Here is a 16,443-nt window from a genome sequence, read left to right on the forward strand (position 1 = left end):
ATGACTGATTAATACGAATGAAAAAAAACCTACACTTTGCAGTGTAGGTTTTTTTATATAAATAAATTCTGCTCACAAGCATGAGCAAAAAATTACTTATTTTTTAGCAGCTTCAATTGCTTTAACAACTTCAGCTTTTGCAACATCAGCACCTTCCCAACCAGAGATTTTCACCCATTTGCCAGGTTCTAAATCTTTGTAGTGTGCGAAGAAATGTTCAATTTGGCTGATCAATAATTTTGGCAAATCTGTGTATTCCTGTACATCTTTGTACAATGGAGTCAATTTGTCATGTGGTACAGCAACCAATTTCGCATCGATACCACCGTCATCTTCCATGTTCAATTTACCAACAGGGCGGCAACGAATCACAGAACCCGCAGCGATTGGATGTGGAGTCACAACCAACACGTCTAATGGATCACCATCTTCAGACAAGGTATTTGGCACATAACCATAGTTTGCAGGGTAGAACATTGCTGTACCCATGAAACGGTCTACAAATAATGCATCTGAATCTTTATCGATTTCGTACTTAATTGGTGCAGCATTCGCAGGAATTTCAATGATCACATAGATATCATTTGGTGCATCTTTACCCGCAGGGATATTGTTGTAGCTCATGACAATACTCTTTAAATGGAAACAAATTGAAAAAATTGAGTTGAGAGACTCAAGTTTTACCATGTGCCCAATTATACATGGCACATGATTTGATTGGAAAAATATTCAGATGCCTTAAAGCAGGCGCAAGGTAAATACCAACAATAAAATCGGGCATGCCATCGAAAATGCCCAAATGATTGAACGTAGCGTTGCCCAGTTTACCAAGTAGCAAATACCATACAAAACACGCAGCACAATATAAGCAATACCGAGCGTCATAATCATGCTCTGATTCATGACCATATACTCAGCCATCAGCACAGATGCTAAAAATAACGGTAAACTTTCAAAACTATTTTGTTGCACTGCATTAGCTCTGGCGGCTAGACCTGTGGTTTTCGCCAAAAATTCACGTGGATTTTGATTATCTTTTAATTTATATCCACCTGCTATTTTAGCGATAAAGGTAAATACATAAGGCAATAAACATGCAGTCAAAATCAGATAAATAATCCCGCTTATGCTTTGCATGAATGTTTTCTCTTATTGAAATTAGACAGGCACTCATCATAACATGGCTTTTCTGTGATTTTTTTTGTTAAATATAGGGCTTTCTATTATGCAAATGTGGATACCCGAATGATCGATCAAGATCAACAAACTTTGTTAGATGCCCTGTCACAACAAATGCTTGCTCAAAAGCGCGTCGATCGTATCTTAAAAATTGTATTACCAATCTCAGCCTTACTGATTACCACCATTTGCGCCAATATGACATGGCAGTCAACTCTTGGCACATTCATCATGTTAACCGTTGCATTTTATGCTGTTGGCATTAAACGCTGGTCAATCTGGTTATGGCTGATTCTGTGTATTGTATATAGCTTGATCGACAACTACCTCACTTTTGCAACATTACAACTTAAACCATTACGTTTACAATTGGTTGGAATGTTACCTTTTCTGATTATTATCTATATCGCACGCCCTTATTTAGACAAACTGATGCAACAACCAAAAAAATAAGACCGAAATTTCGGTCTTATTTTGTCAAACTCAAAACTTATTTGGTTTTATTACGTAAATCCTTACGCAAGATTTTACCGACATTGGATTTTGGCAATTCATCCATAAATTCCACATAACGTGGACGTTTATAGCCTGTCAAATTATCTTTTGCATAAGCCAACAGTTCTTCTGTGGTCAGGCTTGGGTCTTTTTTCACCACAAAAAGTTTTGGCACTTCTCCCGATTTTTCATCAGGCACACCAATGGCTGCAACTTCCAGAACTTTTGGATGCTTCGCAACGACTTCTTCAATTTCGGCAGGATAAACATTAAAACCCGATACCAAAATCATGTCTTTTTTACGATCAACGATTTTAATAAAACCACGATCATTCATGACCCCAATATCGCCTGTACGGAAAAAGCCATCTGCAGTCATGGTTTTTTCTGTTTCATCTGGGCGGTTCCAGTAGCCTTTCATGACCTGAGGGCCACGAATCGAGATTTCACCCTGCTCACCCAACGCCACTTCTTTACCATCGTCATCTAACATGGCAACTTCAGTTGCAGGCAATGGAATTCCAATCGAGCCACTAAATTCAGAGGAAGCTGGCGGGTTAAATGTTGCAACTGGTGAGGTTTCTGACAAGCCATAACCTTCATGGATAATAATACCTGTCAGCTCTTTCCATGCCGCGGCAGTCGATGGCAAAACAGCCATGCCTCCGCCAAGTGCCAACTTCATTTGGCTGTGATCTAGCTGACGGAAACCCTCATTATTGACCAAAGCATTAAATAAGGTATTGACTGCAGGGAAAATCGTTGGCTTGAATTTAGCAAGTTCTTTGGTCAATGCGGTTAAATCACGAGGGTTAGGAATCAGTAAGTTACTGAAACCTTTATACATACCGTACAGCTCGCATACCGTAAATGCAAAAATATGATACAGCGGCAAAGCACATACCAAGCGCTCGATTTCCTGCGAGTCTTTACCAAATTTGCTTTGGAACATGGTGTCACATTGCAGCATATTGGCAATCAGGTTGCGATGCGTCAATTCCGCACCTTTGGATACGCCTGTAGTTCCGCCTGTATATTGCAACACTGCGGTATCACTCATGGTGACAATTGGGCGTTTATATTGGCTCGGGCTGATTTTATGCAGTGCAGTATTAAAACGGATATGCCCAGGAATATCCCAGTCAGGAATCTGTTTACGTACTTTACGCAAGACAAAATTAACCAGATTGCCTTTCACAAAACCCAACATGTCGCCAACCGATGCAACCACCACATGTTTAACAGGCGTATGCCCAATGATTTTTTGATATACCGAAGCAAAGTTTTCAATAATCACTAAAACTTCTGCACCTGCATCATTGAGCTGATGTTCAAGTTCGCGTGCAGTATAAAGCGGGTTAACATTGACCAGAATCAAACCCGCCCGAAAAATCCCCAAACTGACAATCGGATATTGAAATACGTTTGGCATCATCACTGCAACGCGTGAGCCTTTTGCTAAACCTAAACTTTGCAAATAACAGGCAAATTTCTTACTTTCACGATCAACGTCAGCATAAGAAATGGTTTTATCCATGAAAATAAAAGCATCTCGAGAAGCATATTTTTGAAAATTGCGTTCAAAAATATCAATTAAGGAAGTATTTTCGGATGGCAGCTCGACTATTTCGGGAATACCTGTTTTTTTGTATTCATTAATCCAAATTTTTTCCATAATGCCTTTAATCTCCAATCTATAATCCGATCTGATCGCGTTGTATACTATGTAGCTGGTTGTTGAGTTTCTTATGCCCAACGCGCTTTTGTTTCCACAATAACATATATAACGTATTTCAAAATTGGCTTACTAGATCAATGTCTGAACTATGAGTTTATTTGCTTTTTGATAACCACGTGGTAAAAGTTGTCCTTTTGCTGCACGTTTTCCAAGATATTTTTGTAAGTCATCGCCTTTTAATTTCAATTGTTGTTGCCCTGCAACCACCTGAATCACATCAGATAAATTCAATAATTGCATATCCACAACACTTTCATTGTCCTGAAGTTGTATCAATTTGTTGCCTTTACCTTTGTTTAAAACAGGTAATTCTTGCAAGTCAACAATCAAGACGCGCCCACTAGAGCTTAACAGTGCAACATGACTTTTTTGTTGAATTGGCATTAAAGGTAACGCTTGAGCCTGATCAGGTATGCTCAGGAATGCTTTACCTGCTTTGGCATTGGTGTCGAGGGCATTGGCTTGGGTTTTAAAGCCATAACCAGCACTGCTCGCAGCCAGTAATTCTTGTTGATCGTCTTCAATCAGCACTTGAGTAAATGCTACGCCATTGGCAGGTGAAAGTTTCGAGCTTAATGGTTCACCCAAACCACGTGCTGATGGCAAGCTATTGATTGGCAAGGCATAACTTCGCCCTGTCTGATCTATCACATAAACCCGCTGATTACTCTTACCAACGGCATGGCTCAAATACTGATCGCCCGCACGGTAATTGAGGTTTTCAGCATCGACCTCAGCACCTTTTGCAGCACGAATCCAGCCTGCTTCAGAAAGTACTACCGTTACAGCTTCGGCTGGCATCAAATCCTGTTCTTTAATTTGTACCGCTTCAGCGCGTTGTACAATCGCTGAACGGCGCTCATCGCCAAACTTTTTCGCATCTTCCTTGAGTTCATTAATCACCAGATTTTTCAATGACTCAGGATTTGCCAATTGCTCACGGATAATTGTTGCCTTGGCTGAAAGCTCATCCTGCTCTTGACGAATTTGCATTTCTTCAAGCTTAGCCAGTTGACGCAATTTCAGTTCCAGAATCGCTTCGGCCTGTATCTCATCGATCTGCAATTTTTCCATCAATGCCTGTTTCGGCTGATCTTCTTCACGAATAATTTGAATAACCGTATCGATATCCAAATATGCAATTAACAAACCCGCCAGAATATGCAGGCGTTTTTCAATTTTATTTAAATGATATTGCAAACGACGAGTGACGGTTGCTTTACGAATTTCGATCCATTCCAGCAAGATTTTACGAATCGATTTAACCTGTGGGCGACCATCTGCCCCAATCATGTTTAAGTTAACCCGATAGCTAGACTCTAAATCAGTGGTCGCAAACAAGTGACTCATCACCTGCTCCGCATCAACACGGTTGGAGCGCAGCACAATCACCAAGCGAGTTGGGTTTTTGTGATCCGATTCGTCACGAATGTCAGAGACTAAAGGTAATTTCTTCGCCAACATCTGATCTGCGATTTGAGTGACCACTTTTGAGCCAGACACCTGATACGGCAAATCACTGATTACAATTTCATTTTTTTCAACCGTATACACTGCACGCATACGGTAGCTGCCACGCCCAGTCGTCTGAATTTTTAACAGTTCATCTGGCGGCGTAATAATTTCCGCTTTGGTCGGTAAGTCTGGACCTGGAATATATTCTGCGACTTTTTCATCGCTCAAATTCGGGTTACGAATCAGAGCAATAGTTCCTTTAATGACTTCACGTAGATTATGTGGCGGAATGTCGGTTGCCATCCCCACAGCAATGCCTGTCGTACCATTCAACAGGATATTTGGCACACGTGCAGGCAAGTTAATCGGTTCTTTTAACGAACCATCAAAGTTGTCCTGCCAGTCACACGTGCCTTGCCCAAGCTCAGACAGTAACAGCTCACTAAACTGGGATAATTTTGCTTCAGTATAACGCATTGCCGCAAAAGACTTCGGATCATCGGGTGAACCCCAGTTACCTTGCCCTTCAATAAACGGATAACGATAACTAAATGGTTGCGCCATGAGCACCATGGCTTCATAACATGCAGAGTCACCATGTGGGTGGTATTTACCCAGCACGTCACCGACAGTACGCGCTGACTTTTTTGGTTTGCCACTGTGCTTTAACCCTAGCTCACTCATGGCATAGACGATACGGCGCTGTACAGGTTTTAAACCATCACTAATATGGGGCAATGCACGATCCATAATGACGTACATGGCATAGTTTAAGTAGGCTTGTTCAGTAAACTCTGCTACGGAGCGGTTTTCTGTCGCATGATGCGCAAGATTGGTCATAAAAGAATTGAACCTATCTGAATGCTAAGGGAAAGAAACAATGAATATGGCTATTTAACAAGATCGGGACTCAAACGTAAATTAAAACTCTATGATCTCGCTGATTTTTTCTACTTTCTTAAACTATTGCATACAATTCACACTTTCCTTTGGGTTTTATACCCTGCTTCTTTATAATATATAGGCTATGTAATGTGGTTGATTTATAATATTTATTAGATTACATAAGCTTGATTATAACCAGATTGGAAAAAATAATTTATGAAAATTCATTATATGGGTTGCTCTTTACTCGCACTCGGTGTTTTGGTCAGTGGCTGTGCGCCTGTTGAAAAATCAACGGTTCTACAATCTCCTCAAGTAAACGCTGCACTGAGCGCAAATAAATACACAGGTACAAAAACCAGTATTTCGATTGGGAAATTTGATAACCGCTCAAGCTATATGCGTGGCATTTTCTCAGACAATGTCGACCGTTTGGGTGGACAAGCCAAAACTATTTTAGAAACGCACTTACAGCAAACAGGCTATTTTACCGTCTTAAACCGCGACAACTTATCCGAACTAAAACAGGAAACAGGGTTTAGTGGCTCAGCTCAGAAAATTCAGGGCGCACGTTATGTCATTACAGGTGATGTTTCTGAATTTGGGCGCAAAGAAGTGGGCGATGTGCAGTTATTTGGCTTGCTTGGGCGTGGCAAAGCACAAGTTGCGTATGCCAAAGTCAATTTAAATATTGTCGATGTACAAACCTCAGCAATTGTACATTCTGTGCAAGGCAGTGGTGAATACTCACTCAGCCAACGCGAAGTTTTAGGCTTTGGCAGTGATGCTTCTTATGACTCAACCTTAAATGGCAAAGTGCTGGATTTGGCCATTCGTGAAGCAGTCAATCATCTGGTCAACGATATTCAAAACAATCAGTGGAATATCCAGAAGTAAGCCAGAGAATAACATCACATGAAAAAAATTTTACCATGGGTAAGTCTTGGACTTGCCATTGGCTTGACAGGTTGTGCTTCGCAACCCAATATGCTTTACCATTGGGGCAATTATCCTCAGCAAGTTTATTTAGGATTTAATCAACCTGAGAAAGCTTCTCCAGCCAAGCAAATCAGCGTATTAGAAGCTGATGTTGAAAAAGCGCGCGCTAAAAATCAAGCCATTCCACCAGGCTTATATGCTCATTTGGGACTACTGTATAGCAATAGTGACACTCAAAAAGCAGCTCAATATTTTGAACTGGAAAAACAAAGTTACCCTGAAGCCAGCGTATTGATGAATCGCTTATTGGCTCAATTGAAAGCCAATTAAGGAACAATATCATGAAAAATATGACGTTATTGCTTCTGGCTTGTTTCGGAATCAGCTTAACAGGCTGTGCAACCCACCAAGCCATCAAACCTCAATACGATGCAACGGTATATAAACAACATATGCCGCATTCGATCTTGGTTTTGCCACCTGTCAATGACAGCCCTGAGCCGCGTGCAACTTACAGCTTTTGGTCAACCACCACCGTGCCTGTTGCAGAAGCAGGTTACTATGTTTTTCCCTTAAGCATTGTGGATCAGATGTTTAAGCAAAATGGTGTAACCAACGGACATGATGCTCAGTCCATTCCTGCAGCAAAACTCAAAGAGATTTTTGGGGCAGATGCTGCTTTATATATTCACTTAAAAGAATATGGCTCGAAGTATCAAGTCATTCAAACCACAACCACTGTCTCGGCAGATGCCAAACTGGTTGATTTGAACACAGGTACTGTTTTATGGACAGGTTCGAAACGCATCGTTCTATCCAATAGTGACAATAATAACAACTTGATCTCGATGCTGGTCATTTCTGTTGTAGATCAGGTGATCAATCAAAAGTCTGATTCGGGTTATAAAGCTGCTGCAATTGTCAGCTCTCAAATGCTTACTCCGACTCAACAGGGCGGTATTGGTCTACTTTATGGGCCACGTTCGCCTAAATATCAGCCTTAATGAATGGGCGATCCTAGCGATGATAAATCGTTAGGATCTCTTTCTTACAAACCAATCGACTCAAGCGTTTTGCCCTGAGTTTCCTCTCCAAGAATAAGAATGACCGCAGCAACAGCTAAAAGCACCACCGTAAACATCATAAAAACATGATGAAAAGCTTCTGGCGCAACCATTAAATGGGTAACCACCATGGGTGCCGCAATACCACCAATCCGTCCAATCGCTGCCGCCCAACCTGAACCAAAGGCACGGATATTGGCTGGATATTGCTCTGGCGTATAAGTATATAAAACACCCCACGCCCCCAGATTAAAGAAGGACATTAAACAGCCCCACAGCATAATTTCACTGGTGCTGCTAGCTTGACCAAAAAAGTACGCCGACACCGCACAAAATCCGATAAAACCTGCCAATGTCCCTTTACGACCCAGTTTTTCCACCAGCCAAGATGCCGCAACATAGCCTGGAAGCTGTGCCAAAATCATAAACAGCACATATTCAAAAGATTTAACAATATCATAGCCCTGCTTCACCAACAGGCTCGGCAACCAGGTAAAAATTCCATAATAAGAAAATACAATGCCAAACCAGATCAGCCATAGCATGAGGGTTCTACGCACAAACGGCTTTTGCCATAACTGCTGAAATGATACTTGTTGCTGATGTGCGACAGGCTGCACTTCAATCTCTTGAATAACCTCAACCCCTGCCTGCCGCTCCAGTTTCTGGATCAGCATATGCGCTTCTTCAATGCGATTTCGGTTAATTAAATAAGGAACAGATTCGGGTACTTTGCTAAAAATTACCCAAACATAAAATAGGGGTAAACCACCAATTAAAAAGGCAATATGCCAGCCAAAATGCGGAATCAGAAAATAAGAGATCAGGGCAGCAACCAACCAGCCTAGCCCCCAGAAACTTTCCAGCAATACAATAAAACGCCCACGTACTTGTGCGGGCACATATTCACTGACCAGAGTCACAGCTACAGGCAATTGCCCACCCAAGCCCAACCCCACAATAAAACGACAGACCAGAAGCACAGTCAAATTTGGGGCAAACGCACATAATCCAGTTGCAATACTATAAATGACCAAGGTGCTGGCAAAGGTATTCTTGCGTCCGAAACGATCAGCCAATGCACCTGAAAACACCGCACCAATTGCCATACCGACAAAACCGATACTGACAATCCAGCCACTTTCTACAGGTGTCAAACTCCAGTCATGCACCAGCTTGGTCATAATAAATGCGATGATGCCAGTATCCATCGCATCGAACATCCAACCCAAACCAACCATCCACAACAGATTATAATGAAAGCGACCAATCGGTAAGCGCTGCACGCGGGATACAAGATCCATAAGCTGTTCTCAAATCAATAGGTTATTTAAAAGGCATTGAAAAGTGTTCTACACAATGTCTTATTCATCAATCGATGATGCCGAGTGTCCATCATCTTCTTTATAGATAAATTTCGGCATTTCCAGACCAAAATAAATCGCAATCACCCGTAAGGTAAAACCAAACAACAAGGTAATAACGCTGGTGACTTCAAGTGTTAAATCAAGCATGCTGCACAACCAGTAACAGATGACAGCCACAAAGGAAATGCTGGCATAGAGTTCACGGCGAAACACCAGTGGAATATCATTACACAAAATATCGCGCAAAATTCCGCCAGATACACCCGTCAATACGCCTGCCACCGCCGCCACCACAAAACCATGCCCCATTTTGATCGCGACCTGACAACCAATAATGGTAAAGGCAATCAACCCCAAAGCATCAAGCAGCAAAAAGATAGAGCGTAAATGCTTCATCCATTTGGCAATAAAAATTGTGACCAGCGCTGCAAAAGACGTCAGCATCAGATATTCAGGGTGCTTCACCCACCCTAAAGGATAATGCCCCAACAAAACATCACGCACTGAACCACCACCGAGTGCAGTGACACAGGCAATCAGAATCACACCGAACCAGTCCATGCTGCGTCGACCCGCAGACAAGGCACCTGTCATGGCTTCAGCGGTAATCGCCACAATATAAATGACCGTTAACAGCATTCCCTGAAACCTTTTTTAGGTAGCTAAAAACAAACGTTATTCTAAAGAAAACTCGCACAACAATGTTTAAATTTTTTCCCAGAACCGCATAGGCAGACTTGCTTCATACCGAATGTTTTTGGCAATGTCGGATCCAGAAAAAACCATTGATCGGCATGATATACAAAATAAGATTTTTCTTGATGAATTTGATTTTCCTGACCATCAAAATAGTAAGCTTTAAATTCCACCATGGCGTGTGATTTATCTAGCTTAGGCAAACTGTTTAGAATCTCCAGTTGCTGCCATTGATTATGTCGGCTCCATGCCTCTAGCGCAGCATGGTCTAATTGCTCCTGCTGCCCTAAAGCCGTAGTTTTAACAATATAATCAATCTCATGTTTAGCAAATGCACTATAACGTGAACGCATGAGCTGTTCTGCAGTTTGCGCGCTGGCTATGCCTTGATGTAAAGGTTGACAGCATGTAGCGTATTGCCCATGACCACATGGGCAGGTTTGTTCATTCATAAAAAAGCCCTATTTAAAGGGCTATTTTAGCAAAACCAGACTTAGGATGTTTGTTCAGGTTTTTCTTTGGGTACAATATGGACTTTCTCAATTTTATGCCCATCCATGGTAACAATTTCGAAGCGATAATCATCAACTTCAACCACATCACCACTTTCGGGTAAGCGTCCCAAATGCAACAATAAATATCCTGACAGTGTTGAATACTCTTCACTTTCATCAACCAAGTCACGTCCAAGTAGCAAAGAAATATGACGAATGTCGGTTGAACCATCAATCATGAGTGAACCATCTTCCAGACTTTCCGCAGCGGCCTGCATTTCATCTTCATCAGGGAACTCCCCTGCGATGGCTTCTAAAATATCAATTGGGGTAACAATCCCTTCGATTGAACCATATTCATTTAGCACAATCGCCATTTGTAATGGTGCCTGACGTAGCTGCTCCATCACCATGAGTACCTGAGCATTTTCATGCACAATCATCGGTTCACGCAGATGTCCCTTAAAGTTCAGCTTACCTGTTTCAATATACTCATTCAGGATTTTATGCGTCAGGGCAATCCCCGCCAGATTATCCAATTCACCATGTGCAAATATCAAACGTGAATGGGTCATTTGCGTCATATGTTCACGAATCTGCTCAGGCTGATTATCAAGATCAATCCATTCCAGCTCAGGTCGTGGCGTCATAACCGATTTAACAGGGCGTTCTGCCAAGCCTAAAACACCTTGCACCATCACACTATGATATGCGCTATTTGCACCATCAAACATTTCTTCAGCAAAAGCATGTGTTGCCAAAACATCGTTCTCAGATGTAGTTTCATTGCTGGTATTGCTTGGTCGACCACCCAGCATGCGCATGACTGCCGAAGCCGTCCGATAACGCAAATCAGTTGTAGTGATTGTACGTGCCTGATTACGGCGGGTCACCTGATTAATCGCTTCAATCAAGACCGAGAAGCCAATTGCTGCATATAAGTAACCTTTTGGAATATGGAAATTGAAGCCTTCCACCACCAAAGAGAAACCAATCATCATCAAAAAGCCAAGACATAGAATCACGACCGTTGGATGCTTGTTGACAAAATCCATCAGCGGTTTGGATGCCCAAAGCATAATGCCGACAGCGATGACCACGGCAATCATCATCACAGGCAGATGTTTCACCATCCCGACAGCAGTAATCACACTGTCGAGCGAAAACACAGCATCGAGGACTACAATTTGGGCAATCACCACCCAAAAAGCCGCATGGACTGGGTTTTCATCTTTTAAATGCAGGTTACCTTCAATACGTTCGTGCAGTTCCATGGTGCCTTTAAATAACAGGAATACACCACCAAACAGTAAAATCAGATTATGCCCAGAAAAAGGGTGTCCCAAAATATGAAATAAAGGCTGATCTAAAGTGACAATCCATGCTATGGATGCCAATAAAACCATACGCATACACAATGCCAGCAATAAGCCAACGACACGTGCTTTACCTCGTTGCTCTAATGGCAACTTTTCTGACAAAACGGCAATAAACACCAAGTTATCGATTCCGAGAACGACCTCAAGAATCACCAGTGTTGCTAAGCCTACCCATGCTGAGGGATCAGACATCCATTCGAAAATCATTGATCACACTCCCCGAGGAAAGCTTTAACTGGAAACTGAACTTGCGTCAAAAAGAAAGAATGAACTGAAATGTCGTTCAAAATTTGAGTTGTTGAAAAATCGTGCGAGCGCCTACAACCACTACTCATGTTGATCTATATGTTGTGAATCGAATTTTCAGTATAGGCAAGATTTTTTAGAAATTCACCATTTTTATCCTCTTTTCATGAGAGTTTTTCAAAAAATCGGGCTTTTTCGAGGCAGTTCTTTCAAGCTGATTCAAGACCATCATACTGATGATAACGTTTACAAAATACGCTAGGAATACAATAACTTTCGCATCAAATTGTCATATTTCTTGCTTAATCTAAAACAAGAAAACATGATAAGGTGAGAATAAAAGATGAATAGTGTTGTAAATATGAATAAAGATCACAAAGTAAAAACGACGCAAGCACTGATTGCATTATATTGTGGCTCCCGTGTAGGTAATAAAGCAGTTTATTTGGAAAGTGCGATTCAATTGGCGCAAGGTTTAGCCGAACATGGATTTGGAATTGTTTATGGTGGTGCAAGTATTGGCTTGATGGGTCAGGTCGCAGATACTGTGCTTGAACATGGTGGCGAAGTTGTGGGAGTCATTCCTGAATTTATGCTGGACTATGAAATCGCCAATGAGCGGCTCACCGAGTTGCATATTGTAAAAAGTATGCATGAACGTAAAGCCATGATGGCTGAACGTGCCAGTGCCTTTATTGCCCTGCCAGGCGGCTTAGGTACATTTGAAGAAATTCTGGAAATTGCCACTTGGGGACAATTAGATCAGCATCAAAAACCCATGATCCTTTATAATGTCAACGGTTTTTATAACGCGTTAATTGCCCAACTTGATCATGCAGTTGCAGAAGGCTTTTTACCACCACAACACCGTGCCAAACTGATTATTTGCCAGAATATTTCTGAGATTTACACTGCCATTAATAATCTCAAAACACCTACAAATTTTGTGATTTAAATCAGATATTTTTCATCCACTGGCGTCACTGCCAGCTTTTTTTATTTCAAAAATCAAAGAATAAAATATATAACTGCATAAAAAAGGACGCTTACGCGTCCTTTTTCCTAGCAACTATGTGGAAAATTATTCCCATTCAATCGTTGCAGGTGGCTTAGATGACACGTCATAGACAACACGTGATACATCTTTGATTTCATTCATGATACGAGTTGAGATTTTGTCTACCAACTCATACGGTAAGTGTGCAAAACGCGCTGTCATGAAGTCCACAGTTTCAACTGCACGAAGTGCAATCACCCATGCATAACGACGACCATCACCTACTACACCAACGGACTTAACAGGCTGGAACACGGCAAAGGCTTGAGCAGTTTTGTCATACCAGCCGCTGTCGCGAAGTTCTTGCATGAAAATATCGTCGGCAAGGCGAAGAATATCCGCATATTCTTTCTTCACTTCACCCAAAATACGCACACCCAAACCTGGACCTGGGAATGGATGACGGTAAATCATGCTATGTGGCAAGCCTAAGGTTGTACCCAATTTACGCACTTCGTCTTTAAACAAGTCGCGTAATGGTTCAACTAATTCAAAAGCCAAATCTTCTGGCAAACCACCCACGTTATGGTGTGATTTAATCACATGTGCTTTGCCTTGTTTGCTTGCAGCAGATTCAATCACGTCTGGGTAAATTGTACCTTGTGCCAAGAATTTCACGCCATCAAGTTTACGTGCTTCTTCGGCAAAAACTTCAATGAACTCACGACCAATGATTTTACGTTTTTTCTCAGGATCAACTTCACCCGCCAAAGCCGTCAAGAAGCGCTCTTCTGCATCGGCACGGATGACACGAATTCCCATGTTGTCTGCAAACATTTGCATGACTTGTTCACCTTCGTTTAAACGAAGCAAGCCATTGTCTACAAATACGCAAGTTAACTGATCGCCAATGGCTTTATGTAAAAGTGCAGCCACAACAGATGAATCCACACCACCTGACAAACCAAGAAGAACTTTTTCATCACCAATTTGGGCACGAAGCTGTTCTACACGTAAGTCAATGATATGTTCTGGTGTCCAAAGACCACGGCAACCACAGATTTTATGCACAAAGTTCGCGAGAAGTTCTGCACCTTTTGCAGTATGTGTGACTTCTGGGTGGAACTGTACACCGTAGAAGCGACGTTTTTCATCACTCACCGCAGCAAATGGGCAGCTTGGTGTGCTTGCAGTTACCACAAAACCTTCTGGAATCTGGCTGACTTTATCGCCATGACTCATCCAAACATGAAGTTGGTTTTCTTTGTCTTGTAATTTACCAATCAGTTGGTCACGTACCAAAATATCGACTTCGGCATAACCAAATTCATGCACAGTACCTGGTTCAACTTTACCACCAAGCTGCTCAGACATGGTCTGTAAACCATAGCAGATACCAAGAACAGGTACGCCAAGTTCGAACACAACTTGCGGTGCACGTGGACTACCTTCTTCATGCACACTTTCAGGACCACCTGACAAGATAATGCCGTTTGGTTTAAATGCACGAATGTCTTCCTCAGACATATCAAACGCATACATTTCAGAATATACGCCTGCTTCACGTACACGACGTGCAATCAATTGGCTATATTGCGAACCGAAATCCAGAATCAGGATACGATCTTCAGTAATTTGGGTATTGGTAGTCATGAGAAACAACTATAGATAGCTAAAGAAGATAGGCGCGTTATTCTAGCAGTTTTTCTGTATGAAGCACATTGTCTAATATGTTTATTCATTAAGCATAAAAAAAAGCCCCTGACGGAGCTTTTTTTATCGCTTCAAAGATTAGTGATCAGATGCACCTGATGCGCCAATCCCTGTCATTGAGCGAACATACTGAGCATCGAATGCTTTACGTTCTTTTTGTGCACGCGCTGAGTTATCAGTAATTGAGAAGAACCAGCAGCAGATGAACGATAATGGCATTGCAATGATTGCTGGACCATTCAATGGGTTAACTGGAGACTCAGAGATTTTAAGCGTATCTACCCAAACTGCTTTAGACAATACAATCATAATCACTGCTGTTGCTAAGCCAACAACGCCACCAATTACTGCACCACGAGTGGTTAAACCTTTCCAGAACATTGACAATACGAGTACTGGGAAGTTTGCACAAGAAGCAACAGAGAATGCTAAACCTACCATGAATGCAACGTTTTGTTTTTCAAACAAGATACCTAAGATCATCGCAAAGATTGCAAGGCCAAGTGTTGCAATTTTTGACATACGAAGTTCAGATTCAGGTGTTGTTTGACCTTTTTTGAACACGTTTGCATACAAGTCATGAGAAATTGCAGATGCACCTGACAAGGTCAAGCCTGCAACAACCGCAAGAATTGTTGCGAATGCTACTGCTGAAATAAAGCCCATGAACATGTCGCCGCCTACAGCATCACTTAGATGCACAGCTGCCATGTTGTTACCGCCAATCAACTCCAATTTGCCAGTCATTGCCATTTTTGCAGCATCAAGGAATTGAGGGTTGTTCGATACGAACAAGATCGCACCAAAACCGATAATGAAGGTTAATAGGTAGAAGTAACCAATAAAACCTGTTGCAACAACTACTGACTTACGTGCTTCTTTCGCATCTTTTACTGTGAAGAAACGCATCAAGATATGTGGCAGACCTGCTGTACCAAACATCAATGCCAAGCCAAGAGACAGTGCATCAATCGGGTTTGCTGCAAGTTTACCAGGCCCCATGATTTTAGATGCATCACTGAAGCTGATATGACGTACGTCACCAAACACTTGGATAGATTTAGTAAACATTTCACTGAAGCTGAAACCGACAGAGTTCATTACCATGAACGCCATGAAGGTTGCACCGCTCAGTAACATGACCGCTTTAATAATCTGTACCCAAGTTGTTGCCAACATGCCGCCGAAGATTACATAAGCCATCATCAGTAAGCCAACGACAACAACTGCAATGTTATAGTTCAAACCGAATAGAAGTTTGATCAACTGACCTGCACCTACCATTTGTGCAATCAGATAGAATGCTACAACAACCAACGAACTAAATGCAGCAAGTGTACGTACTGGTTTTTCTTCCAAGCGGAAAGATACTACGTCAGACAGGTTATATTTACCCAAGTTACGTAAACGTTCAGCAATCAAGAACAATACAACTGGCCAGCCCACCATAAAACCAAGTGAGTACAGTAAACCGTCAAAACCCGAACTAAACACCAGTGCCGAAATACCAAGGAACGATGCAGCCGACATGTAGTCACCTGCAATGGCCAAGCCATTTTGGAAACCACTGATACCACCACCTGCGGTATAGAAGTCTTTAGTACTTGTAGTTTGTTTAGCCGCCCATTTGGTAATGAACAAAGTTAAACCAACAAAAATCACGAACATGATAATGGCGTGCCAGTTGGTTGCCTGTTGTTCGGTTGCACCAAGATCTGGGCTTGCCATCGCAACAGTTGAACAAAGTGCTGTTGATGCAAGCAGAGCTTTAGTTTTTAGAGAAGTCCAATTCATCC

General features: G+C 41.9%; 15 protein-coding genes. 5 read left to right on the top strand and 10 right to left on the bottom strand.

Going from position 1 to position 16,443, the window contains the following annotated elements:
• Nucleotides 1–96 precede the first annotated feature (96 nt).
• Together ppa and ACX1N5_RS06965 are read right to left on the bottom strand one after the other, a co-directional pair.
• Nucleotides 97–624 carry an inorganic diphosphatase gene (ppa, locus tag ACX1N5_RS06960; protein WP_004902608.1) on the bottom strand — a complete coding sequence of 176 codons (528 nt, stop codon included), beginning with the start codon at nt 622–624 and terminating at the stop codon, nt 97–99.
• Between the two features lie 114 nt (nt 625–738).
• Nucleotides 739–1,137 carry an MAPEG family protein gene (locus ACX1N5_RS06965; RefSeq protein WP_004749953.1) on the bottom strand — a complete coding sequence of 133 codons (399 nt, stop codon included), beginning with the start codon at nt 1,135–1,137 and terminating at the stop codon, nt 739–741.
• Between the two features lie 108 nt (nt 1,138–1,245).
• Between ACX1N5_RS06965 and ACX1N5_RS06970 the strand changes: the two genes are divergently transcribed.
• Complete coding sequence (locus tag ACX1N5_RS06970; protein ID WP_131382025.1) at nt 1,246–1,632, top strand: hypothetical protein; 387 nt, start codon at nt 1,246–1,248, stop codon at nt 1,630–1,632.
• Nucleotides 1,633–1,669: 37 nt separating this feature from the next.
• Here ACX1N5_RS06970 and ACX1N5_RS06975 read toward each other — a convergent pair whose 3' ends face one another.
• Both ACX1N5_RS06975 and parC read right to left on the bottom strand, forming a co-directional pair.
• Nucleotides 1,670–3,349 (bottom strand): AMP-binding protein, encoded by a 1,680-nt coding sequence (locus tag ACX1N5_RS06975; protein WP_458801247.1) that lies wholly within the window; start codon nt 3,347–3,349, stop codon nt 1,670–1,672.
• 132 nt (nt 3,350–3,481) lie between these two features.
• A complete protein-coding gene (gene parC, locus ACX1N5_RS06980; protein ID WP_458801245.1) occupies nt 3,482–5,707 on the bottom strand; it encodes a DNA topoisomerase IV subunit A in 2,226 nt (741 codons plus the stop codon).
• Between the two features lie 276 nt (nt 5,708–5,983).
• Here parC and ACX1N5_RS06985 point away from each other — a divergent pair, with 276 nt between their 5' ends.
• The 3 genes from ACX1N5_RS06985 to ACX1N5_RS06995 are packed head-to-tail and all read left to right on the top strand — an operon-like array spanning nt 5,984 to nt 7,695.
• Nucleotides 5,984–6,649, top strand: a complete 666-nt coding sequence (locus tag ACX1N5_RS06985; protein ID WP_458801325.1) for a CsgG/HfaB family protein — start codon at nt 5,984–5,986, stop codon at nt 6,647–6,649.
• 18 nt (nt 6,650–6,667) lie between these two features.
• Nucleotides 6,668–7,021, top strand: a complete 354-nt coding sequence (locus ACX1N5_RS06990) for a DUF4810 domain-containing protein (protein ID WP_458801243.1) — start codon at nt 6,668–6,670, stop codon at nt 7,019–7,021.
• An 8-nt stretch (nt 7,022–7,029) separates the two neighbouring features.
• A complete protein-coding gene (locus ACX1N5_RS06995; protein ID WP_458801323.1) occupies nt 7,030–7,695 on the top strand; it encodes a DUF799 domain-containing protein in 666 nt (221 codons plus the stop codon).
• 44 nt (nt 7,696–7,739) lie between these two features.
• On the opposite strand, the gene niaP is transcribed toward ACX1N5_RS06995, so the two are convergent.
• From niaP to ACX1N5_RS07015, 4 genes are read right to left on the bottom strand one after another with little or no spacing between them, the layout of a single operon-like run.
• Nucleotides 7,740–9,059 (bottom strand): niacin transporter NiaP, encoded by a 1,320-nt coding sequence (gene niaP, locus ACX1N5_RS07000; RefSeq protein WP_458801241.1) that lies wholly within the window; start codon nt 9,057–9,059, stop codon nt 7,740–7,742.
• A 60-nt stretch (nt 9,060–9,119) separates the two neighbouring features.
• A complete protein-coding gene (locus ACX1N5_RS07005; protein ID WP_116727969.1) occupies nt 9,120–9,761 on the bottom strand; it encodes a trimeric intracellular cation channel family protein in 642 nt (213 codons plus the stop codon).
• A 41-nt stretch (nt 9,762–9,802) separates the two neighbouring features.
• Entirely contained in the window at nt 9,803–10,270 is a 468-nt protein-coding gene (locus ACX1N5_RS07010) for a YchJ family protein (RefSeq protein WP_458801239.1), read from the bottom strand.
• A 41-nt stretch (nt 10,271–10,311) separates the two neighbouring features.
• Nucleotides 10,312–11,898, bottom strand: coding sequence for a TerC family protein (locus tag ACX1N5_RS07015; protein ID WP_458801237.1), 1,587 nt, complete (start codon nt 11,896–11,898; stop codon nt 10,312–10,314).
• 382 nt (nt 11,899–12,280) lie between these two features.
• On the opposite strand from ACX1N5_RS07015, the gene ACX1N5_RS07020 reads away from it, so the two are divergent.
• On the top strand, nt 12,281–12,892 hold the full coding sequence (locus tag ACX1N5_RS07020; protein ID WP_458801235.1) for an LOG family protein: 612 nt from the start codon (nt 12,281–12,283) through the stop codon (nt 12,890–12,892).
• Nucleotides 12,893–13,018: 126 nt separating this feature from the next.
• On the opposite strand, the gene guaA is transcribed toward ACX1N5_RS07020, so the two are convergent.
• On the bottom strand, nt 13,019–14,587 hold the full coding sequence (guaA, locus tag ACX1N5_RS07025; protein WP_131382035.1) for a glutamine-hydrolyzing GMP synthase: 1,569 nt from the start codon (nt 14,585–14,587) through the stop codon (nt 13,019–13,021).
• Between the two features lie 138 nt (nt 14,588–14,725).
• Entirely contained in the window at nt 14,726–16,441 is a 1,716-nt protein-coding gene (locus ACX1N5_RS07030) for a cation acetate symporter (protein ID WP_458801233.1), read from the bottom strand.
• Nucleotides 16,442–16,443: the final 2 nt, after the last annotated feature.

It is taken from the genome of Acinetobacter sp. ANC 4636, from assembly GCF_054454555.1.